General features: G+C 61.7%; 14 protein-coding genes. 11 read left to right on the top strand and 3 right to left on the bottom strand.

Annotated elements, in window-relative coordinates; genetic code table 11:
- Nucleotides 1-17: 17 nt before the first annotated feature.
- From BGO16_RS10395 to BGO16_RS10385, 3 genes are all read left to right on the top strand, one after another.
- Nucleotides 18-1,760 carry a glycosyltransferase family 39 protein gene (locus BGO16_RS10395; protein WP_292618617.1) on the top strand — a complete coding sequence of 581 codons (1,743 nt, stop codon included), beginning with the start codon at nucleotides 18-20 and terminating at the stop codon, nucleotides 1,758-1,760.
- Nucleotides 1,761-1,884: 124 nt separating this feature from the next.
- Nucleotides 1,885-2,634: a glycosyltransferase family 2 protein gene (locus BGO16_RS10390; protein WP_292618615.1), complete on the top strand. Its 750-nt coding sequence runs from the start codon at nucleotides 1,885-1,887 to the stop codon at nucleotides 2,632-2,634.
- A complete protein-coding gene (locus BGO16_RS10385; RefSeq protein ID WP_292610008.1) occupies nucleotides 2,627-2,950 on the top strand; it encodes a lipid-A-disaccharide synthase N-terminal domain-containing protein in 324 nt (107 codons plus the stop codon). The genes BGO16_RS10390 and BGO16_RS10385 overlap by 8 nt, the downstream gene beginning before the upstream one ends.
- A gap of 137 nt (nucleotides 2,951-3,087) precedes the next feature.
- Here the strand turns inward: BGO16_RS10385 and BGO16_RS10380 are convergent, their stop codons facing one another.
- Complete coding sequence (locus BGO16_RS10380) at nucleotides 3,088-4,779, bottom strand: Na/Pi cotransporter family protein (RefSeq protein ID WP_292618614.1); 1,692 nt, start codon at nucleotides 4,777-4,779, stop codon at nucleotides 3,088-3,090.
- Between the two features lie 126 nt (nucleotides 4,780-4,905).
- On the bottom strand, nucleotides 4,906-6,102 hold the full coding sequence (metC, locus tag BGO16_RS10375; protein ID WP_292618613.1) for a cystathionine beta-lyase: 1,197 nt from the start codon (nucleotides 6,100-6,102) through the stop codon (nucleotides 4,906-4,908).
- Nucleotides 6,103-6,401: 299 nt separating this feature from the next.
- Between metC and BGO16_RS10370 the strand changes: the two genes are divergently transcribed.
- Genes BGO16_RS10370 through BGO16_RS10355 form a run of 4 tightly spaced genes read left to right on the top strand, consistent with a single transcriptional unit; the run spans nucleotide 6,402 to nucleotide 10,935 of the window.
- The gene (locus BGO16_RS10370; protein ID WP_292618612.1) at nucleotides 6,402-7,436 is read left to right on the top strand and encodes an amino acid ABC transporter substrate-binding protein; all 1,035 of its coding nucleotides are present in this window, start codon (nucleotides 6,402-6,404) and stop codon (nucleotides 7,434-7,436) included.
- Between the two features lie 17 nt (nucleotides 7,437-7,453).
- Nucleotides 7,454-8,659 (top strand): ABC transporter permease subunit, encoded by a 1,206-nt coding sequence (locus BGO16_RS10365; protein WP_292618610.1) that lies wholly within the window; start codon nucleotides 7,454-7,456, stop codon nucleotides 8,657-8,659.
- Nucleotides 8,656-10,176, top strand: a complete 1,521-nt coding sequence (locus BGO16_RS10360) for an amino acid ABC transporter permease (protein ID WP_292618609.1) — start codon at nucleotides 8,656-8,658, stop codon at nucleotides 10,174-10,176. Before BGO16_RS10365 ends, BGO16_RS10360 begins: the two co-directional genes overlap by 4 nt.
- 15 nt (nucleotides 10,177-10,191) lie before the next feature.
- Nucleotides 10,192-10,935 carry an amino acid ABC transporter ATP-binding protein gene (locus tag BGO16_RS10355; RefSeq protein ID WP_292618608.1) on the top strand — a complete coding sequence of 248 codons (744 nt, stop codon included), beginning with the start codon at nucleotides 10,192-10,194 and terminating at the stop codon, nucleotides 10,933-10,935.
- A gap of 218 nt (nucleotides 10,936-11,153) precedes the next feature.
- Here BGO16_RS10355 and BGO16_RS10350 read toward each other — a convergent pair whose 3' ends face one another.
- A complete protein-coding gene (locus tag BGO16_RS10350) occupies nucleotides 11,154-12,194 on the bottom strand; it encodes a cysteine synthase A (protein ID WP_292618607.1) in 1,041 nt (346 codons plus the stop codon).
- Between the two features lie 618 nt (nucleotides 12,195-12,812).
- Here BGO16_RS10350 and BGO16_RS10345 point away from each other — a divergent pair.
- The 4 genes from BGO16_RS10345 (at nucleotide 12,813) to BGO16_RS10330 (ending at nucleotide 21,875) form a co-directional block, all read left to right on the top strand.
- Nucleotides 12,813-14,228, top strand: coding sequence for an efflux transporter outer membrane subunit (locus tag BGO16_RS10345; RefSeq protein ID WP_292618626.1), 1,416 nt, complete (start codon nucleotides 12,813-12,815; stop codon nucleotides 14,226-14,228).
- Nucleotides 14,218-15,588, top strand: a complete 1,371-nt coding sequence (locus BGO16_RS10340) for an efflux RND transporter periplasmic adaptor subunit (RefSeq protein WP_292618606.1) — start codon at nucleotides 14,218-14,220, stop codon at nucleotides 15,586-15,588. Before BGO16_RS10345 ends, BGO16_RS10340 begins: the two co-directional genes overlap by 11 nt.
- A 63-nt stretch (nucleotides 15,589-15,651) precedes the next feature.
- Entirely contained in the window at nucleotides 15,652-18,780 is a 3,129-nt protein-coding gene (locus BGO16_RS10335; RefSeq protein ID WP_292618605.1) for a multidrug efflux RND transporter permease subunit, read from the top strand.
- Complete coding sequence (locus BGO16_RS10330; RefSeq protein WP_292618604.1) at nucleotides 18,780-21,875, top strand: efflux RND transporter permease subunit; 3,096 nt, start codon at nucleotides 18,780-18,782, stop codon at nucleotides 21,873-21,875. Before BGO16_RS10335 ends, BGO16_RS10330 begins: the two co-directional genes overlap by 1 nt.
- Nucleotides 21,876-21,905 lie beyond the last annotated feature (30 nt).

Below are 21,905 nucleotides of genomic sequence, written 5' to 3'. Positions count from 1 at the left end.
AGCGTATGCGGAGCCCCATGGCCGAGACCCTTTCCCGTCCCCGATTTGGACAAGCGCGCGAACCGAAGACTCCGGTCAATCCGGGGCGTGGACTGGCATTTGTGGTCGATTTCGTGGCCGCCAGTCATATCAGGTCGGCGCTCTTTCTGACCATCGTCGGCCTGCTGTTCTTTCTGCCCGGCTTCTTCAACATCCCGCCGATCGACCGCGATGAGGCGCGTTTCGCGCAGGCGACCAAGCAAATGGTCGAGACCGGGGATTTCGTCGACATCCGCTTCCAGGACGAGGTGCGCTACAAGAAGCCGGTCGGCATTTACTGGCTGCAGGCGGCCGCCGTCGAAACAGCATCGTCGCTCGGACTGCCGCGGGCGCAGATCCGTATCTGGTTGTATCGCGTTCCATCCCTGATCGGGGCGATCGGCGCGGTGCTTCTGACCTACTGGACGGCGCTTGCCTTCGTGTCGCGGCGCGGCGCCGTTCTGGCCGCGCTCATGATGTGCAGTTCGGTATTGCTCGGAGTGGAAGCGCGGCTGGCAAAGACCGACGCCATGCTGCTGCTGACCGTGATTGCCGCGATGGGGGCGCTCGCGCGGGTTTATCTATCGTGGCAGAGGAGCGGAAACCTCGAGCGTCAATCCTGGATATCTCCGGCGATCTTCTGGACCGCGCTCGCCGGGGGGATTTTGCTAAAAGGTCCGTTGATCCTGATGTTTGTGGGACTGGCGATCGGGACCGTCGCTGTTCTCGATCGTTCGGCGGCGTGGCTAAGGCGTCTGCAGCCTGTCTGGGGGCTGATGTGGATGCTGGTCCTCGTCATGCCGTGGTTCGTCGCGATTTTCCTGCGCGCCGGCGATACGTTTTTTGCGGACTCGATCGGCGGCGACATGCTGAGCAAGCTCGCGGCGCAGGAATCTCACGGGGCGCCGCCCGGAACCTACTTCCTGCTGTTCTGGATCACGTTCTGGCCCGGCGCGCCCCTGGCGGGGCTGGCGGCGCCCGCTGTCTGGCGCGAGCGGCGGCAGCCGGAGGTGCGATTTCTGCTGGCGTGGCTGATTCCATCATGGATCGTGTTCGAACTGGTGTTGACCAAACTGCCGCATTATGTGCTGCCGCTTTATCCGCCAATCGCGATCCTGTCGGTCTGGGCGCTGGAGCGCCGCCTGCTGTCCATATCCTGGCTCAGGAAGGGTACTGCGTGGTGGTTCGCCATCCCGGCGATCACCCTGGTGCTCGCGATCATCGCGACGATTACCCTGACGCGCCAGCCTGTGTTTCTGGCATGGCCCTTTGCGGCCGCGGCCCTGATCTCCGGATTGTTCGCATGGTGGCTCTATGATGACGGCAATGCGGAACGCTCCTTGCTGAATGCGGTCATGGCCGCGCTTTTTCTGAGTGCATCGGTCTACGGGATCATTGTCGCGGCGCTGACGCCGCTGTTTCCGAGTCCCGAGGTCGCGCGCGCGCTGCGAAATGTCGTATGCGTGGGGCCGAAGGTCGCCGCGGCGGGCTACCATGAGCCAAGCCTGGTCTTCATGACGGGAACTTCGACGTTATTGACCGACGGCGCCGGCGCAGCCGATTTCCTTGGTCACGGAAGCTGCCGGTTCGCGCTCGTCGAATCCCGTTCAGAACGAGCCTTCGCGCAGCGCGCCGAAGCGATCGGATTGCGCTACAACGTCGCGACGCGCATCGACGGCTATAATTTCTCGCAGGGCAAAACGATTTCGATCGCCATCTTCCGCTCGGAGGGAACGCGTTAGGATATCTCGCGGAAGGCCCATAAAGGGTTGCTCACAGCGCTTGCGCGCCATAAGAAGCGGACGCGGCCAGACCACTTTGCGTGGGGATCTGAGCGGCGGACCAATCGGAACAATGAACGACGACATGCCTAACAGCACGACTGTGCCGACGGTTTCCATTGTTGTGCCCGTGCGCAACGAGGCGGACAATGTCGCGCCTCTCGTCGAGGAGATCACCGCGGCGCTCGACGGACGATGGAATTACGAAATCGTCTACGTTAATGATGGCTCGACCGACGCGACCGGCGAGCGGCTGGCGGTGATCATGGCCCGGCGCGGCAACGTGCGTCAGATCCGCCATGAAAAATCATCAGGACAATCGGCGGCGATCCGGACCGGGGTGCGCGCGGCGCGCGGCACGATCGTTGCGACGCTCGACGGCGACGGCCAGAACAATCCGGCGTTTTTGCCTGACCTGATAGCGGCGATCGAAAACGGCGGCGCACGCATCGGTCTTGCCGCCGGCCAGCGCGTCGGACGCAAGGATACCGGATTCAAGAAATTTCAGTCGCGGATCGCCAATGGGGTGCGAAGCCGGATACTGAGCGACGGCACGCGCGACACCGGCTGCGGATTGAAAGCCTTGCGGCGGGAGGTGTTCCTGTCACTGCCTTACTTCGATGGCCTGCACCGGTTTCTGCCGGCGCTGGTGCGGCGTGAAGGCTATGACGTCGCCTACGTCGACGTGACCGATCGGCCACGACGTTCGGGCGTGTCGAACTATGGCTTCTTCGATCGACTGTGGATCGGGATCATGGACCTCGCCGGCGTGTGGTGGCTGATCCGACGGAAAAAATCCACGCCTGTTGCAACCGAGATCATGGGTCATGACTGATACGGTCGGTATGCTGTCCAGCTATCTCTACGATGTATTCGTCACCAAGTTCGACGGCTGGGTCGTGCTCGGCTTCGTCGCGCAAGCGCTCTTCACGATGCGTTTTGTCGTGCAGTGGATCGCTTCGGAGCGCGCGCGAAAAAGCGTGATCCCGGTTGCGTTCTGGTTTTTCTCGATCGGAGGCGGGACGCTTCTTCTGGCCTACGCGTTGTACCGGCGCGATCCGGTGTTCATTGCCGGCCAGGCTCTCGGACTTGTGGTATATTTCCGTAACGTCTATTTCATCATCCTCAACGGACGCCAGTCATCGACCTGAACTGCGTCCGCTATAGCGTTTTCGAGCGAAGCATGTCCTCGGGCTTGACCCGAGGATGGAATTCGGTTCGCGTGAAGAAAACGCATGAAGCCGAGAACCTGGAGTCTTTCACCGTTTTCATGAAACGGGGAAGGACTCTACCGTGGGGACATATCCGCCGGCGTGGAAATCCCCAACAAATCGGTTTCGTTCTGCCGTAAAGCGGAAAGCTGGCCTGCCGCATCGAGGACCGGATAAGCAACCGAGCAGATGTGTGAATGGATCCGCCGCAGATCGCGCAGCACGTCGAGGTGCAGCGACGTCGTTTCGACCGTTTCGAGGCGTCCCTCGCGCAATCGATCGAGATGCCGCTCGGTCGCCGCGAGTTCGAAGTTGCGCAGCGCGACTTTCTCCGCGATCAGCCCGCGAGCTTCATCGGCGTTGCCGGACATGAAGATACCGAAGGCGATACGAAGCGAATCCATGACTCGCTTGTGAAATGCCAAAAGTTCGTCGGCGCCTTCGGGTGAGAACTGAAAGCGGCGCCTGATTTTCTTGGTGGCGAGTTCGCTCAGGTTCTTGTCGACGATGTCGCCGATATGTTCGAGGTTGATGGCGAATGCGATGATCTCCATCGCGCGATGCCCCTCGCGTTCATCGAGGCTGCCGCGGGTCAGCTTGGTGAGGTACAGCTTGATCGCTTCATCGAGACCGTCGACGCTGTCATCCATCCGCGAGACCTGATCGACCAGCGACTTGTCGTTGGTCATCATCGCGTCCATCACCTTGCCCAGCATGGCTTCCACCACATCGCCCATGCGGAGCGTTTCGCGCGCGGCGTCGGCGAGCGCGAGCGAAGGCGTTTCCAGCGCGCTCTCGTCGAGATAACGAGGCCGCGACGGATCGGTCTCCGTCGCCTTGTCGGGAAGAAGCCGCACGAGCATGCGCGCCACGCCGTCGAGCAAACCGATAAAAAGGATCGCGGTCATGACATTGAACGCAATGTGAAACGCCGCGGTTGCCTTGGCGAGGTTCGGCTGCCACGCCAGCATGACATCCACGATCGGGTGCAGAAATGGCGCGACCAGCAACACCCCGACAAGCCGGTTGAGCATGTTGCCGAGCGGCAGCCGATAGCTCGCGGGATTGTCGCGCCGGACACCTTCGAAGACCGGATTGAGGGCGCTGCCGATGTTTGCGCCGAGCACCAGCGCGAAGGCCGCATAGGGCGAAACGAAGTGGGAATATGCGAGCGACATGACCAGAAGCACGCTCGCCACGCTGGAATGTACCGCCCACGTTGTAACGGCCCCGATGATAATGCACAGGACAGGATCGCCGGTGATGGCGTTCAGGAAAACCCGCGCACCCGGTGCATTTTCAGCCGGCGCAAGCGTCGTCAGCAGGATATGGAGCGCCAGCAGCATCAGGCCAAGGCCGATGAAGACACGGCCGACATCCTTGACGCGGGAGCGGGCGCCGCTGCGGAAGGCTACAAGTCCGATCAGGAAGAAGATCGGCGCGACCGCGGAGATATCGAACGACAGCACCTGAACGATCAGCGTGGTTCCGACATTCGCGCCGAGCATGATCGCGAGCGCCGGAACAAGGTTTACAAGGCCTTCCGCCGCAAACGAGCTGGTGATCAGGCCCGTGGCGGTGCTGCTCTGGAGCAGGGCGGTGAGACCAAGGCCGGCGCCAAAAGCGGCAAAACGATTGCGAAGCGCCTTGCCCAGAAACCAGCGCAGGTCCGGACCGAAGGCGCGCAGGATTCCGCTCCGGACCATATGCAGGCCCCAGAGCAAAAGCGCGATGCCGCCCATCAGATCGAGAAGAACGAGGCTTCCCATGGGTTCCCTGTCAACGAATGTCGGTCGAAGGGTCAGGCTATCGGCATTTGGCAGTGGATCAAATTCTTTTATTCCGGCGCGCCGAAACAAATTTGACAGGCGAATGGTTTGGGCCGGAGGCCATGCTCACTGTCGTGCGTTGAAAGCCTCAAATCCTCGTTCTAGATCGGCCTTGAGATCGTCGACGTCTTCGAGACCGATGTGCAACCGTAGCGTCGGCCCTCCCGGCGCCCAGCTCGTCGCGGTGCGGTATGCGGCGCAATCGAACGGAATGATGAGGCTCTCGTAGCCACCCCAGGAGTAGCCCATGCCAAACAGCTTCACCGTATCGAGCAGCGCATCGACGGCCTGTTGTGGCGCGGGCTTGAGGACGATGCTGAACAGTCCGGGCGCGCCGGTGAAATCGCGCTTCCAGATCGCGTGTCCGGGATCGCCGGGCAACGCAGGATGCAGGATTCTTGCGACTTCGGGCCGTTTCGCGAGCCACTGCGCGACGTCGAGCGCGGCTTGCTGGTGATGCCGCAGCCTGACGGCAAGGGTGCGCAATCCCCGCAACGCCAGAAACACATCGTCGGGTCCGGCGCAGACGCCAAGCAGGCGAATGCCTTCGGAGATCGCGGGCCAGGCCTTGGCGTTGGCGGATATGGTTCCGAACATGATGTCGGAGTGCCCGCCGATGTATTTGGTCGCGGCCTGAATGCTGATGTCCACGCCTTGCTCGAGCGCGCGGCGGAACAGCGGGGTTGCCCATGTGTTGTCGTCGACCACGAGCGCTCCTCGCGCATGCGCGGCCGCGGCGATCGCCGGGACGTCCGGCATTTCCATGGACTGGGAGCCGGGAGCCTCGACCATGACGGCGCGGGTATCGGGCCGGAACAGTGCGGCGATGTCTGAGCCGACCAGCGGATCGAAATATGTGGTTTCAACTCCATAGCGCGCCAGGATCCCGTCGCAGAAATTCCGCGTGGGACGATAGACGTTGTCGCAGACGAGAATGTGGTCGCCGGTCTTCAGAATCGACAGCAGCGCAGTGGTGATCGCGGACACGCCCGATGGAACGAGGCCGACCCCTGCACACTGCGGGCCTTCCAGCGCCGCCAAAGCATCCTGCAAGGCGCGGGTGGTCGGAGTGCCGTGCCGTCCGTAGTGGAATTCTCCGCGATGGGCATGCAGATCATCCGCGGTCGGATAGAGCACGGTCGAGCCGCGAACGACCGGGGGATTGACGAACCCTTTCTGGGCCTCGGTGTCTCGACCCGAAACGACCAGTCTGGTTTCCGCTCGAAGCGAATCCGAGGATTCGTCGCCCTTTGAAAGAGTCATCTGCCTGCCGCTGCAAAGGAGGCGTTTTGCCGCTGCCGCAGCCTGCCTCAACTTGTTGAATCGTGTTTCCGGAGTGATTGCGTTAGTAACAGGAAGGGGAAGACCCTCGTCAACCCCTTGACCCTGCCCGTCAGCGGAGTGAATTTGACATTCGACCCGCCCGGTGTTTCGAACCCCGCTGCTGACCGGTTGTTGAGAGGCCTGCCGCGTTTTCGACCCGTTCCCGCTCTCGGCTGATCGACCGGGCGCCTGAACAGCGACAAATTGACAATCCATTGACGTTCTTGAAAGGCATTGCCATGAAATGCGTACTTGCCGTCATTTTCGCTTTCGCCGCCGGCCTTTCGTTGCAGCCGGCATTTGCGCAGGAGTCCGCGAAGCCGCAAACTACGCTGGAGTCAGTCAAGGCGCGAGGCATGCTGTCCTGCGGCGTCAGCCAGGGATTGCCCGGATTCTCGGCGCCCGACGACAAGGGCAACTGGACAGGGCTGGACGTGGACGTCTGCCGCGCCATCGCGGCCGCCATATTCAACGACCCGAGCAAGGTCAAGTTTGTCCCGCTGTCCGCCAAGGACCGGTTTATCGCCCTGCAATCCGGCGAGATAGATGTGCTGTCGCGCAATACGACGTGGACGCTCTCGCGCGACACTTCGCTCGGCGGAAATTTCACCGGCGTGACCTATTATGACGGACAGGGATTTCTGGTCAGGAAATCCCTCAAGGTCAATTCGGCGCTGGAATTGAACAGCGCGTCCGTCTGCGTCCAGACCGGCACCACGAATGAACAGAATCTTGCCGACTACTTCAAGAGCAACAAGATGAAGTACGAGGTCATCGCTTTCAGCACCGCCGATGAGACCGTCAAGGCTTATGAATCAGGCCGCTGCGATGTGTTTACATCGGATATTTCGCAGCTCTATGCCGAGCGGCTGAAACTTTCCGTTCCCGCCGATCATGCGGTCCTGCCGGAAGTGATATCAAAGGAGCCGCTCGGTCCGATGGTCCGTCACGGCGATGATCAGTGGTTCGATCTCGTCAAATGGACGCTGTTTGCAATGATCAACGCCGAAGAACTCGGTATCACGCAGAAGAACGTCAACGAGATGGCGAAATCGGACCGGCCGGAACTGAAGCGCGTCTTCGGGACTGATGGCAATTTCGGCGAACAGCTCGGCCTCACGAAGGACTGGGTGACGCGCATCGTCACGGCCGTCGGCAATTACGGCGAGTCGTTCGATCGTAATGTCGGCGCCGGCTCGCCGCTTGGAATCGCGCGGGGGCTCAACAAGCTCTGGAACCAGGGCGGCATTCAGTACGCGCCGCCGATCCGCTAGCGCCAACGCTTGAACCGATGGTCGCCGAGCCTCGAAAACCGCCGCCGCGGATCTTCCTGAAACTGCGACGCGCGCTCGGCGGAAAGGCTGGCTGGGGCGGGCTTGCGCTGCAAGTGCTGTTCGTCGCCGTCCTGGTCTGGATCGGCTATGAGATCATCGACAATGCGAGAGGAAACCTCGCGGCGCAGCACGTCGCGTCCGGCTTCGGATTCATGTCGCAAACCGCCGGCTTCGGCGTCAGCCAGACTCTGATTCCATATTCCGAGACCGACAGCTACACCCGCGTATTTCTGGTCGGCCTTCTCAATACGCTGCTGGTATCTGTGGTCGGCATTGTCTTCGCGACGATCATCGGCTTCGTCGTGGCGTTCGGCCGACTGTCGCCGAACTGGCTGATATCGCGCATTTCCGGCGGCTATGTGGAACTGGTTCGGAACCTGCCGCTGCTGTTCCAGATTCTGTTCTGGTACCTTGCGGTGCTGGGGGCGCTGCCGGGTCCGAGGGAAAGCATTTCAATCTTCGACGCATTCTTTCTCAACAATCGCGGCCTCGTCATTCCGAAGCCGATCGGGCATGAGGGACTGGTCGCCTTTACGGTCTCGATTGCGGCCGCCGTCATCGGCTGTCTGCTGTTGCGCAGTTATTCGCGCCGCGCGCTTTTTCAAAGCGGACGAGTCGTTGTGGTTTGGCCCTATGTTCTTGCATTGTTGATCGGCGTTCCGCTGGCCACGATACTCGTCTTCGGCATTCCCGTCACATTCGAGATGCCTGCTCTCAAGGGATTTAATTTCTCCGGTGGCACGCGCGTGACACCGGAATTCGTCGCGCTCGCGGTCGCACTTTCGACATATACGGCGGCGTTCATCGCGGAAGTCGTGCGCGCCGGAATTCTCTCGGTCCATAAGGGACAGATGGAGGCGGGAGCCTCGCTCGGGCTCTCGCGCGGATCCACGCTGCGACTGGTCGTGGTGCCGCAAGCCATGCGCGTCATTCTGCCGCCGCTGACCAATCAATACCTCAACCTCACCAAGAATTCGTCGCTGGCCGTCGGCATCGGATATCCGGACCTGTTCTCGGTATTCGCCGGCACGACGCTCAGCCAGACCGGACAGGCCATCGAAATCATCGCGATCACGATGGGCGTTTATCTGCTGATCTCGCTGGTCACCAGCGCGATCATGAGCTTCTACGGCTGGCGCGTTACGAGGAGCATGGGCGGATGACCGATCATCCCGCACAGTCGTTCGTTCGCGCCGATCTGGTTCCGGAGCGGCCGACCCCGATCAAAACGACAGGCTTTTTCGCCTTCCTGCGGACCCGTCTGCTCAATTCTCCGGGCAACGTGCTGCTGACGATCGTCGGTATCGTGCTGATGTGGGTCATCATCGTCCCGACGATCAGGTTTCTTTTTGTGGACGCGGTCTGGGAAGGCGCGGATCGAACATCGTGTCTGGCTTCGGATGCGGGACAGTCGGTCGGCGCGTGCTGGCCGTTCGTCCAGGCGAAGATCACGCAATTCATTTATGGCTTCTATCCCGAGCCTGAGCGGTGGCGGGTGAATCTGACGTTCCTGTTGGCCACCGTTTTGCTGCTGCCGCTTCTGGTGCCGCGGTTGCCCGCGAAAAGCCTCAACGCTGGCGTGTTCTTCGTCGCGTTTCCCATCGTGGCTTTTTTTCTGCTGCATGGCGGAGGCGTAAGCGGATTCGGCGTGACGTGGACCGTCGGTTTTCTGTCGAGTTTCGCCGACGGCATCGGCAGCGTCGGACGGCAACTCGCCGCGTCAGGAGAGGCGGGCGGAACGGGTTCGGTTTTGCGGCTCGCGGGAGATGCCGTTGCATGGATCGGCGATGCGGTGAACTTTCTGGCATGGCCGCTGATCCAGCTCCGCGACTGGCTGCAAAATTCCGACCAGCCGGTCTGGTACGACTTTGCATGCACAGCCGCGATCGTGTCGCTGCTGCTCTTTCTTCTGAACGGCGCCTTCCGGACGGGCTGGCGCGCGTTGCTCACGAGCCTGATAGCGTTCCTCGGCGCTGGCGTGGTGATGGCGGTGATGCACCTCGATCGTGGCGGACTTCCTGTGGTCGATACCCGTCTCTGGGGCGGTCTGCTGGTGACGCTCGTGGTGTCGGTGACCGGCATCGTATCGTCGATACCGGTCGGGATCGCGCTGGCGCTGGGACGGCGCTCCACCATTCCGCTGATCCGGATTTCTTCGGTCGCCTTCATCGAGTTCTGGCGCGGCGTTCCGCTCATCACGGTACTGTTTTTCGCAACCTACATGCTTCCGCTTTTTCTTCCCGGAAACTTCACCGTCGATGGCCTGGTCCGGGTTCTGATCGGAATCGCGCTGTTTGCCGGCGCCTATAACGCCGAGGTTATTCGCGGCGGCCTGGCCGCGATTCCGCGGGGGCAGGCGGAAGCCGCCAGCGCGCTTGGCCTGTCGTACTGGAAGACGACGGGACTGATCGTGATGCCGCAGGCGTTGCGGCATGTCATTCCAGGACTGGTGAACAGCTTTATCGCCTTGTTCAAGGATACCTCGCTCGTCTCGATCGTCGCGCTGTTCGATCTGCTTGGGAGCTTGCGGGCCACGTTCGCGGATCCGACATGGGCGACTCCAACCACGCTGTTCACCGGGTTTGCCTTCACAGGCATCATCTACTTCGTGTTCTGTTTCGGCATGTCTCGATATTCGCTGTTCGTCGAACATCGGCTGAATCCGGATAGGCGAATCTGAAGTTTGGAACGGGACATGACGGACGCAAATGCCATCGTTTCCATCGCAGGTCTCAATAAGTGGTTCGGCAGCTTCCATGTGCTGCGGGACATCGGCCTCGACGTGGCGCGCGGCGAGCGTATCGTGATCTGCGGTCCGTCAGGTTCGGGAAAATCGACGCTGATCCGTTGCATCAACGCGCTTGAGGAATTTCAGGAAGGCCGGATCATCGTCGATGGAATCGAACTGGGACCCAATCTGCGGCACGTCGATGAAGTTCGGCGCGAGGTCGGAATGGTTTTCCAGAACTTCAATCTGTTTCCACATCTGACGGTGCTTGAAAACTGTACGCTCGCTCCGATCTGGGTCCGCAATATCCCGAAGAAAGACGCCGAGGCAGCGGCGATGAAATTTCTTGAGCGCGTCAAAATCCCGCATCAGGCCAACAAGTATCCCGGCCAGATGTCGGGAGGCCAACAACAGCGCGTGGCGATTGCGCGCGCGCTCACGATGAATCCGAAGGTCATGCTGTTCGACGAGCCGACCTCGGCGCTTGACCCCGAGATGGTCAAGGAAGTGCTCGACACGATGGTCGATCTAGCCAAGGAAGGCATGACCATGCTCGTGGTCACGCACGAAATGGGCTTCGCCAGGGAGGTGGCGAACCGGATCGTGTTCATGGATGAGGGACAGATCATCGAATCCGACACGCCAGCGAATTTTTTCGCTAATCCGAAACATCCGCGAACGCAGCTTTTTCTCAGCCAGATCCTGCGTTGAGAAAGACGGCTCTCTGAAGAGCGTTCACGCTTCGACCTTGGTTCATAGGCAAACGGCTGCGATGCCGTTCCTCGGACGGCTAGTGTCTTTCACCGTTTCATGGAAACAGTGAAAGACACTAGGCTCCTGATTTGACGCGTTTTCTTCACGCGAACCGGTACCCACTTCGCTCGAAAACGCTCTAAGTCTGCTGACAGGACACGCACGCGAAACTTGCTCTAAGCCGGCGCGAGGGGAATCTTCACCGTGGTTCGTTTCTCGAGCCATTGCGGCACGGGAAGATTCTTGGAGCGCATGAAATCGGGATTGAACAGCTTGGACTGATAGCGGTTGCCGGAGTCGCACAGCATCGTCACGATCGTGTGGCCGGGACCCAACTGGCGGGCGAGACGAATTGCGCCGGCGACATTGATGCCGGTCGAGCCGCCGAGGCAGAGCCCCTCGTGTTCAAGCAGATCGTAGATCACCGGCACCGCTTCCTCGTCGGGAATGAGGTAAGCCTCGTCGACCTTGGCATTGGCGATCACCGGCGTCACCCGTCCAAGCCCGATTCCCTCGGTGATCGATCCGCCCGGAGTTGCCTTGGCCACGCCGTTCTTGAACAGTTCATACATGGCGGCCCCGCGGGGGTCAGCGACGCCGATGACGATGTCGTTCTTTTTCTCCCGCAGGAAAGCACCGGTCCCGGCCAGCGTGCCGCCGGTTCCGATTGAACAGATGAAGCCATCGACCTTGCCGCCAGTCTGCTCCCAGATTTCGGGGCCCGTCGAAACGTAGTGAGCCTTGGGATTGTCGAGGTTATTCCATTGGTCGGCAAACAGCACCCCGTTGGGCTCGGACTTGCGCAGGTCGTCCGCGAGCCGCTTTGCGATGTGCTGGTAATTGTTCGGATTGCTGTAAGGGAGCGCCGGGACCTCGACCAGTTCGGCTCCGCACAGCCGCAGCATGTCCTTCTTTTCCCGGCTCTGCGTCTCCGGGATCACGATCATGGTGCGATAGCCGCGCGCGCTGGCGACCACGGCGAGGCCGATGCCGGTATTACCGGCAGTGCCCTCGACCACGAGGCCGCCGGGCTTGAGATCGCCCCGCTTTTCGGCTTCCAGGATCATCTGTTTGCCGGCGCGATCCTTGACCGACTGGCCCGGGTTCATGAACTCGGCCTTGCCGAGGATGGTGCATCCCGTCGTTTCCGATGCGTGCTTCAACTTGATAAGCGGCGTATTGCCGATCGCTTCGACGACGTCGTTCTTGATTCTCATGAGATTCTTAATCTTGTCAGTCCGTTGGAGGAATACGGCAACCCTAGTTGAGAGCCGAGGGCGGTACAAGGGAACGAAGGCGGCCGATCGCACGACGGGGATGTGCGGCGCGGTCCGCCTTGTCGGGAAGAACCGTCAAGGCGCCGCCTACGCCTTCCACGAACTGCCCGGCGCAATACACGCGCGCTTCGATTCGCCCGCTTTGTGGCGACTAAATCCGGCGCGGCAGGTCGTCCGGAGCAGAACGCCGCATGAAATCTTGGTAAGATTGCCGGACCAGCGCGCGACCCGAACATCCAGAAAGCCTTTCAAAACAGGGTTTTTTGATGAAACAGGTCATCTGCCGTCTCGTGAAGGCGCTGGAACGTATCTAATGTTCTTGGCCGGGCGGGACTGTCCGTCCACTCATCGGCCCGCTAGAATAGGATGGTTCCAAAAGAAAGCGTGACTACCGGTGGCTGGGTCGTTTTTTTTATCGAAAAAGGTTGGTACGTGGGTGCTCCGCCCTCGTATGAATACCTGGTCGTCGCTTCTGGCTCCCTTTTGGGGGTCGGCGTGAGTGGCTCGAAGGTCTTGATCGATCCCCAATCGGCTGCGAGCTGGATTTGGCGTCCCGTCATGCTCCTTGCGGGGTTGGCGGCGATTGCAACCTCGGCCGGCTGCATCCTGACCGGGGATCTTCCCGATCCGGCGCTGGACATTCCGGCCACATACAACGCCGGCCGGCCAGCCACGGCCGATGCTTCGCCCACTCTCGACTGGTGGCGCGGTTTTCGCTCTTCCGAACTGACCGACCTGATGGAGGAAGCCCAGACCGTCAACCTGGATATTGCCGCGGCGACGGCGCGCATCATTCAGGCCGACCAGCAAGCCCGGATCGCGGGAGCAGCGCTGCTTCCGAGCGTCAGCATCGGCGCTCAGGAAACCTATTCCCGCACATCGGGATCGAGTTCCAGCGGCCTCAGCATCGGTGGCCGGGAGGTGGTGAACTATTCGTCCACGCTGAGCGCCGCCAGCTATGAGGTCGATTTCTGGGGCAAAAACCGCAATGCCACTCTGGCCGCGGAGGAAACCGCGAATGCGAACCGGTTTGATCGCGACGTGGTTGCGCTGACGACGCTCACCAGCGTCGCGAATGCCTATTTTCAGGTTCTTGCTTCGCAGGACCGCATTCGCACCGCCGAACGCAACATCGCCAGCGCCGCGCGAGTCCTCGATGCGATCAAGCAGCGGTTGAATGCCGGCACCGGAAGCGATCTCGACGTCGCGCAACAGGAAAGCGTGCTGGCGAACCAGCGCGCCGCCGTTCCGCCGCTTCGCGAGACCCTGGGACAGAACATCAACGCCCTTGCGACGCTGGTGGCCCGCCCGCCGGAAAGCGTGAAGGTCAAGGGCGGTTCCCTCAACCGGATCGCTGTACCGCGGGTCACTCCGGGACTGCCGTCGGAATTGTTGACGCAGCGTCCCGACATTCGCCGCCAGGAGGCTCAACTCGCATCGGCAACCGCCAATGTGGGTAGCGCGCGGGCGCAGTTTTTTCCGACCATTCAGTTGACGGGGCAGGGTGGTTATCAGAGTTCGGCCCTTGTCGCGCTGTTTCAGCCCCATGCGGCTTTCTTCAGTCTGGCCGGCGGACTGACGCAGCCGATCTTCGACGGGGGCCGGATTCTCGGTAATTTCGAATACACAAGGGCGAAGCAGGACGAACTGCTGCAGACGTATCGCAAGACGGTGGTTTCGGCGTTCGCCGACGTCGATAACGCATTGATCGCGATCCGCCAGACCACGGAGAAGCTGCGCCTTCAGCGAGAGGTTCTGGCCGCCTCGCGCAGAGCGTTCGAACTGTCCGAACAGCAGCTTCGGGCCGGCACCGCCGATATCGTCACGGTGCTGAACACGCAGTTGACGCTGTTCCAGGCGGAGGATGCATTGTCGCAGGCGCAGCTTGCGCGACTGCTGGCCATCGTGAGCCTTTATCAGGCCCTGGGCGGAGGCTGGGAACCACGAATGGAGAGGGCAGGCAATGCTCTTTAAGCCGGGTCTGGACGAAAGCGTGAAAACGGCGGGCGGCGAAGCGCCCGGCAACGCGTCGGGCCGCGGCCGTGGGCGCGCGATGTGGATCGTGATCGCGCTTCTGATCGCCGGAGGGCTCGCCTATCTCGGCTGGAACGCCTTTATGCAGAGCAAGCGCGAGGGAAGGATGCGGCCCGATCTTGCGGTTCCGGTGCTTGCCGCGACGCCGCGCATCCAGGACGTGCCGGTCTACCTCGATGGCGTCGGGGCCGTCCGCGCCCTGAACACGGTCACCGTGCGCTCGCAGGTCGATGGCAAGCTGATAGCCGTCAATTTCACCGAAGGGCAGGACGTCCGGAAAGGCGACGTGCTGGGCGAGATCGATCCCGTGATCTATCAGGCACAATACGATCAGCAGGTCGCGAAGAAAGCGCAGGATGAAGCGCAGCTTGCCAACATGCGTCTCGACCTCAAGCGCTACCAGCAACTGGCCGCCTCCAATGCCGGATCGAAGCAGCAGGCCGATACGCAGAGCGCGGTCGTTGCGCAGCAGGAGGCGCTCATCAAGGCCGATCAGGCCGCGATCGACAATGCCCAGGCGATGCTCGGCTACACCAAGATTATCGCGCCGATTTCGGGCCGGGCGGGCCTGCGGCAGGTCGATCAGGGCAACATCATCCATGCGTCCGACGCGACCGGACTTGTCATTATAACGCAGCTTCAACCTATCGCCGTGCAGTTCAGCCTTCCGCAGCAGCAGATTACGCGTGTGAATGCGGCAGTGGCGAAGGGAGTTCTCGAAGTCGATGTCTTCGGAAACGACGGAACGACGGTTGCCGATACCGGCAGGCTGGTCGGCATCGACAATCAGGTCGATCCGACAACCGGCACGTTGAAGCTGAAGGCCGAGTTTCCGAATGGAAACTTCCAGCTCTGGCCGGGCCAGTTCGTGAACGTCCGCCTCAAGGTGGAAACGCTGTCGCAGGCGACGGTGATACCGACGTCGGCGGTGCAGCGCGGTCCGCTCGGAACCTTCGCCTATGTGATCGGAAGCGATGATACCGTAACCGCGAAGCCGGTGACGGTGACGCAGCAGAACGAACAGGATGCGGTGATCGCCAAGGGCATTGATCCTACGGATCGGGTGGTCACCACGGGATTTGCCAATCTGTCCGACGGCGCGAAGGTGAGCGTGAGCGAGAACAGCCAACCGCCGACGGCTGATCTGGCGCCGCAGAAACGGCAAGGCAGACGCGGTAATCGTCAAGACGGCGGCAATGGCGAGCAACGCGGCAATCGGGGCGAGGGAGGTCAAAGGCAGCCGGGTGGCGGGGCGCAACAGAACGGGCGGTCGGGCGGCAACGCAAAGGCTCGCCCGTGATCCGCAAGACAGGGTGCCGAGCATCGAGCCCGCGGTAGCGGGTTGACAGGCGAGTTGACAGACATGGGCGTCTCTGAACCGTTTATTCGTCGTCCGATCGCAACCTCCCTGCTCGGGATCGCGCTGCTGATCGGAGGCGCGCTCGGCTACTGGGCGCTGCCGGTCTCGGCGCTGCCGCAGGTCGACTTCCCGACGGTGCAGGTGAGCACCCGGCTGCCAGGCGCCAGTCCCGACGTGGTTGCGTCGCTGCTGACCGCGCCGCTGGAACGACAACTCGGACAGATTCCCTCGCTGTCGTCGATGACATCGACAAGTTCGTTCGGCGTCAGTCAGATTTCCCTGCAATTCGATCTCAACCGCGATATCGATGGCGCGACGCAGGACGTGCAGGCGGCGATCAACGCCGCAGCCGGGATTTTGCCGAAGAACCTTCCCTATCCGCCGACTTACGCCAAGGTTAATCCGGCCGCCGCGCCGGTCATGACGCTCGCGCTGACGTCCGACACCGTCTCGCTGCGTGCCATGAGCGATATTGCCGATACGGTCCTGACCCAGCGCCTCAGCCAGATTTCCGGGGTGGGCCGCGTTTCCGTGCTCGGAGGTCTGAAGCCGGCGGTGCGAGTGCAAGCCGACCTCGCGCGGCTGGCCGCTTATGGCATTTCAATGGAAGACCTGCGGACCGCGATTGCCGGCGCCAATGTTTCAGGACCGAAGGGATCGCTGGACGGCGCGCAGCAGGCCTATACCATTGCCGCCAACGACCAGATCACGGCGGCGGACGCGTACAAGCCCATCATTATCGCCTATCGCAACGGGTCTCCGGTCACGATCGGCGATGTCGCCCGGATCGTGGATGGACTGGAAAACGACCGCACCGGCGGCTGGTATAACGGAACGCCGGCCGTCATCATCGACATCCAGCGTCAGCCCGGCGCCAATGTGATCGAGGTCGTCCGGCAGATCCGCGAGGCAATTCCGAACCTCCAGCGCACGATTCCGGCCGGCGTCAAACTGACGGTCGTCAGTGACCGCACCGTGACCATCCGCGCTTCCGTTCACGATGTGCAATTCACGCTGATCCTCAGCGCCGTGCTGGTCACGCTTGTCGTGCTGCTTTTCCTGCGTTCGCTGCGCGCAACGTTGATCGCGGGCGTGGCGCTCCCGTTGTCGCTGATCACCAGCTTCGGCATCATGTATTTCGCCGGGTTCAGCCTCGACAACCTGTCGCTGATGGCGCTGACGATCGGCACCGGATTCGTGGTCGATGATGCGATCGTCATGATCGAGAACATCGTCCGCCATATTGAAAACGGCGAGAGCGTCATGGAAGCCTCACTGCGGGGCGCGAGGGAGATCGGCTTCACCGTGATCTCGCTGACGGTCTCGCTGATCGCGGTGTTCATCCCGCTTTTGTTCATGTCCGGACTGGTCGGGAGGATGTTCCGCGAATTTGCCCTGACGCTGACCATCGCGGTCGTTACATCCGCCGTCGTATCGCTGACTTTGACGCCGATGATGTGCTCGCGTCTTCTGAAGCGTTCCGAAGACAAGCGCGCGGTTCCGGGATTGGCCTGGGCCAGCCGCTTTACCGATCGGATGGTCGAGTTCTACCGCCGGAGCTTGCTGTGGGTGCTTGGGCGCCAGCGTGCGACACTGTTTGTTACCTTCGCAACCATCGCCGCGACGTTGGTCCTTTACGTCGTCGCGCCGAAGGGATTTCTGCCGCTCCAGGATACGGCCTCCATCACGGCGGTCACAGAGGCCGGACCGTACGTGTCGTTCGCCGAAATGCAAAGTCGCCAGACCGAGGCGGCCAATGCAATCAAGGAAGATCCTGATGTGACGGGAGTCGTATCCGTCATCGGCGCCGGTTCCGTGAATCCCACGACGAATGTCGGGCGCCTGGTGATGACGCTGAGGCCGCGGAGCGAGCGCCGCGACGATGTTGCTGTCGTCGTTGCGCGCCTGAAGGAGCGCGTAGCCTCGATCCCGGGGATGACGGTTTATTTTCAACCGGTGCAGGACGTCCAGATCAGCACGCAGTCGAGCCGCTCGCAATACCAGTACACCCTGACGGGGACCGATGCCGCCCAGGTTGCCGAGTGGGCCGGCAAGCTCGTTACCGAACTTCGTCGTGATCCGCTGTTTCAGGATGTCTCGTCGGAAGCGCAGGAGAGCGGTCTGCGAGCCGCGCTTGACATCGATCGCGCGCGCGCGGGCCAGCTCGGCGTCAGCCTCCAGGGCGTCAATGATACGTTGAACGACGCGTTCGCGCAGCGGCAGATATCGACCATTTACGGGCAGGCAAACCAGTATCGCGTGGTGCTGGAGGCCCTGCCGCAGTATCAGCGCGACCCCTCGATCCTGTCGAAGCTCTATCTGCCGGGTCTTGCCGGCGCGCAGGTGCCGCTGTCGGCGGTCGCGACGTTGACCCGAACCACCGCGCCGCTGGTGATCTCGCATCGGGCCCAGTTTCCGGCGGCGTCGCTCAGTTTCAACCTTGCTCCGGGAGAATCGCTTGGCGATGCCGTGGAGCGGGTCAAGACTATCGAGCACCGGATCGGCATGCCGACAAGTATCGTCGGCGTGTTCTCCGGCGACGCGGCGGAGTTCTCGAAGTCGCTCGCCGGGCAGCCCTGGCTGATCCTGGCCGCGCTGGTCACGATCTACATCGTGCTGGGCGTCTTGTACGAGAGCTACATTCATCCGATCACGATTCTTTCGACGCTGCCCTCGGCTGGTGTCGGCGCCATCCTCGCGCTGATGCTGTTCGGGCAGGATCTGTCCGTCATCGGCTTGATCGGCATCATTCTTCTGATGGGCATCGTGAAGAAGAACGCGATCATGATGATCGATTTCGCGCTCGAGGCTGAGCGCCGTCAGGGCCTGTCGGCGACCGACGCGATCGTGCAGGCATGTCTGCTCCGGTTCAGACCGATCATGATGACCACGCTGGCTGCGCTGTTCGGCGCGTTGCCGCTGGCGATCGGAAGCGGCACCGGCTCCGAGCTGAGGTTCCCCCTCGGCATCTCGATCATCGGAGGTTTGCTGCTCAGCCAGTTGCTCACGCTTTACACCACGCCCGTGATCTATCTGGCGCTGGACCGTCTGAACAAGCGCATCGAGCAGGCCGTGCCAACCGGCGGACCGCAGCCGCCGACGATCCCCGGCGTGAGCGAAGGAATGCAATAGTGGTCTCGATTTCCGAGCCATTCATCCGAAGGCCGGTCGGCACCACGCTCCTGGCGATCGGACTGTTTCTGATCGGCTTGGTTGCTTACGGGTTTCTTCCGGTGGCCTCGGTGCCGAACGTCGACTTCCCGATGATCAGGGTGTCGGCCAGCCGGCCGGGGGCGGACCCCTCGGTCATGGCGGCCACCGTCGCCGCGCCGCTGGAGCGCCGGCTCGGCGAGATCGCGGGCATCGACCAAATCACGTCCTCGAGCACGCTTGGCTCCACCAGCATCCAGTTGCAGTTCGCGATCGGACGGAACATCGACCACGCCGCGCGTGACGTACAGGCGGCGATCAACGCATCGCTTGCGGATTTGCCGAGCGACCTGCCGACGCTGCCGACATTCCGCAAGGCCAATCCCGCCGCGGCGCCGGTCTTTGTCCTGGCCCTGACCTCAAAGACGATGTCGACCAGCGCGATCTACGATGTCGCCGATACCGTGATCGTGCAGCGCATCTCGCAGGTTCCGGGCGTCGGCGAGGTTTCGGTGAGCGGCGCGGACCAGCCGGCCGTCCGCATCGCGCTCAACCCCGTGGCGCTCTCGAATGCGGGCATCGCCACCGACGATGTCCGGACCGCGATCGTGAACGCCAATCCGCTCGGGCCGGTCGGCATATTCAATGGCGGCCGCCTGAGCGAGACGCTGTCGACCAACCGGCAGATGCGAACGGCGGCCGAATTTCGCGACATCGTCATCAAAAGCTCGGGAGGGAATTTTGTCCGGCTGTCGGACGTGGCCGACGTCAAGGACGCCACGCGCAACAGCCGCTCGATGGCGTGGTTCAACAAGCAGCCGGCGGTGCTGATCCAGATCACCAAGCAGGGCGACGCCAACGTCATCGACACGGTCGATCGCGTGAAGGCGATGCTCCCGGGACTCAAGCAGTGGATTCCGGCCGGCGTCGAGATATCGACCATCGTTGACCGGACCGGCTCGATCCGGGCAAGCGTCGACGACATGCAGTGGACGCTGCTGGCGACGGTTTTTCTGGTGATGGTGGTGGTTTATGGGTTTCTCCGCCGCATGACGCCGACCGTCGCGGCCGGTGTGTCGGTTCCACTGGCTTTGGCGGGGACATGCGCCGGGATGTGGCTGGCGGGCTTCTCCATCGACAATCTGTCGCTGATGGCGCTGGCCATTTCAGTCGGCTTCGTGGTCGATGATGCCATCGTCATGATCGAGAACATGTATCGCAACCTCGAGCAGGGGTTGCCCCCTTACCAGGCGGCGCTCGAAGGAGCACGGCAGATCGGCTTTACGGTGTTGTCGATCAGCCTGTCGCTGGTCGCCGCGTTCACGCCGCTCATCTTCATGGACGGCGTGGTCGGCCGTTTGCTGCGGGAGTTCTCGCTGACCCTCACATTTGCGATCGTGGTGTCGACCATCGTGTCTTTGACGGTGACGCCGATGATCTGCGCGCACTACATCAAACATGGAATGTCGCCCGATGCGACCCGCTTCGATCGGCTGGTCGAAGGTCTGCTGTCGCGGATCGTGGCGTTCTACGCGCGGACGCTGCGCGTCGTGCTCAATTTTCCCATCCTGACGCTGCTGGTGTTTTTTGCGACGATCGCTTTGACGGTAACGCTGTATATCAAGACGCCGAAGGGCTATTTTCCGATCGACGACAGCGGCTTCGTGATCGGTTCGACGCGCGCGTCGGCCGACGTTTCCTTTCAGTCCATGCTCGGGCTTCAACAGCGCGTCATGGACATCGTGATGGCGGATCCTGCGGTGAAGGGGATCGGCTCCTCGATCGGCGGCGGCATGCATGGAGGCGCAAATCGCGGGTTCATGTTTATCACGCTGAAGCCGCCGGCCGAACGGGGTGGGCTGCCGACCCAGCAGGTTATCGACCGGATGCGCCGAAATCTCGAGAATGTGCCGGGCATCAAGCTCTTCATGTTCGCCGCGCAGGACATTCGCAGCGGCGGCCGCCAGAGCGATTCCAACTACCAGTACACGCTCACCAGCACCGATCTCGACTTGCTGCAGAAGTGGGCCCCTGTTGTCGCCAAGCGCATGGAGACGGTGGAAGGCATCACGGACGTTTCCAGCGACCGCGAGTCGGGCGGCCTGCAACTGACCTTGTCGATCGACCGGCAGAAGGCGTCCAGCCTTGGCGTCAAGGTTCAGGACATCGATAACGCGCTCAACAACGCCTTTTCGCAGCGGCAGATTTCGACGGTCTACACCCAGCGCAATCAGTATCAGGTCATTCTCGAAATCAATCCGCAATTTCAGCAGGACCCGTCCAACCTTGAACGCATCTTCGTTGCGGGAGCCAATGGAGTGCAGATACCGCTATCGGCCGTCGTCCAATATCGGCGCGATCTCTCTCCGCTAGCCGTCTATCATTCCCAGTCGTTCCCATCGACGACAGTATCCTTCAATACGCTGCCGGGAGTGGAGCTGGACGATGCGACGGCCAATATTCAACGCGCGGTCGATGAATTGCACATGCCCGAGGGCATCCGCGGAAGTTTCCAGGGCAACGCCGCCGATTTCCGCAAGACGTCGGGACGGCAGCCGCTGCTGATCCTGGGCGCATTCGTCGCGGTCTATATTGTTCTTGGCGTGCTTTACGAAAGCCTCGCGCACCCGCTCACCATCATCTCGACGTTGCCTTCCGCGGGCCTTGGTGCGCTGCTGGCGTTGCAGATCACCAACACATCGTTGACGATCATCGCATTCGTCGGAATCATTCTTCTCATCGGCATCGTCAAGAAAAACGGCATCATGATCGTCGACTTTGCGCTTGATGCCGAACGCCATCGCGGTCTGTCGTCCGCGGACGCCATCTTCGAGGCATGCAGTGTGCGCTTCCGGCCCATTCTCATGACCACCATGGCCGCAATTTTCGCCGCGGTGCCGCTGGTGCTCGCGACAGGGCCGGGAACGGAACTGCGCCGTCCGCTCGGCATCACCATCATTGGCGGACTGCTCGTTTCGCAGATCCTGACGCTTTATACGACGCCCGTAATCTATCTCCTGATCGACCGGTTGCGGCGGCGAGGCGAGGTGGCTCCGGCTGTCGCGCCGGCCGAATAGGCGAAAAGCGACCGGCTTCCTTGCCGGAGG

It is taken from the genome of Nitrobacter sp. 62-23, from assembly GCF_001897285.1.
GTDB lineage: Bacteria > Pseudomonadota > Alphaproteobacteria > Rhizobiales > Xanthobacteraceae > Nitrobacter.
Note: the sequence above shows the minus strand (reverse complement) of the source record. Positions and strands in the feature narration are given on the sequence as shown.

Bases quoted from the DNA above. Each gene is read 5' to 3' on its own strand.
- BGO16_RS10395 (WP_292618617.1), top strand. From the start codon at position 18: ATGGCCGAGACCCTTTCCCGTCCCCGATTTGGACAAGCGCGCGAACCG.
- BGO16_RS10390 (WP_292618615.1), top strand. From the start codon at position 1,885: ATGCCTAACAGCACGACTGTGCCGACGGTTTCCATTGTTGTGCCCGTG.
- BGO16_RS10385 (WP_292610008.1), top strand. From the start codon at position 2,627: ATGACTGATACGGTCGGTATGCTGTCCAGCTATCTCTACGATGTATTC.
- BGO16_RS10380 (WP_292618614.1), bottom strand. From the start codon at position 4,779: ATGGGAAGCCTCGTTCTTCTCGATCTGATGGGCGGCATCGCGCTTTTG.
- metC (WP_292618613.1), bottom strand. From the start codon at position 6,102: ATGACTCTTTCAAAGGGCGACGAATCCTCGGATTCGCTTCGAGCGGAA.
- BGO16_RS10370 (WP_292618612.1), top strand. From the start codon at position 6,402: ATGAAATGCGTACTTGCCGTCATTTTCGCTTTCGCCGCCGGCCTTTCG.
- BGO16_RS10365 (WP_292618610.1), top strand. From the start codon at position 7,454: ATGGTCGCCGAGCCTCGAAAACCGCCGCCGCGGATCTTCCTGAAACTG.
- BGO16_RS10360 (WP_292618609.1), top strand. From the start codon at position 8,656: ATGACCGATCATCCCGCACAGTCGTTCGTTCGCGCCGATCTGGTTCCG.
- BGO16_RS10355 (WP_292618608.1), top strand. From the start codon at position 10,192: ATGACGGACGCAAATGCCATCGTTTCCATCGCAGGTCTCAATAAGTGG.
- BGO16_RS10350 (WP_292618607.1), bottom strand. From the start codon at position 12,194: ATGAGAATCAAGAACGACGTCGTCGAAGCGATCGGCAATACGCCGCTT.
- BGO16_RS10345 (WP_292618626.1), top strand. From the start codon at position 12,813: ATGCTCCTTGCGGGGTTGGCGGCGATTGCAACCTCGGCCGGCTGCATC.
- BGO16_RS10340 (WP_292618606.1), top strand. From the start codon at position 14,218: ATGCTCTTTAAGCCGGGTCTGGACGAAAGCGTGAAAACGGCGGGCGGC.
- BGO16_RS10335 (WP_292618605.1), top strand. From the start codon at position 15,652: ATGGGCGTCTCTGAACCGTTTATTCGTCGTCCGATCGCAACCTCCCTG.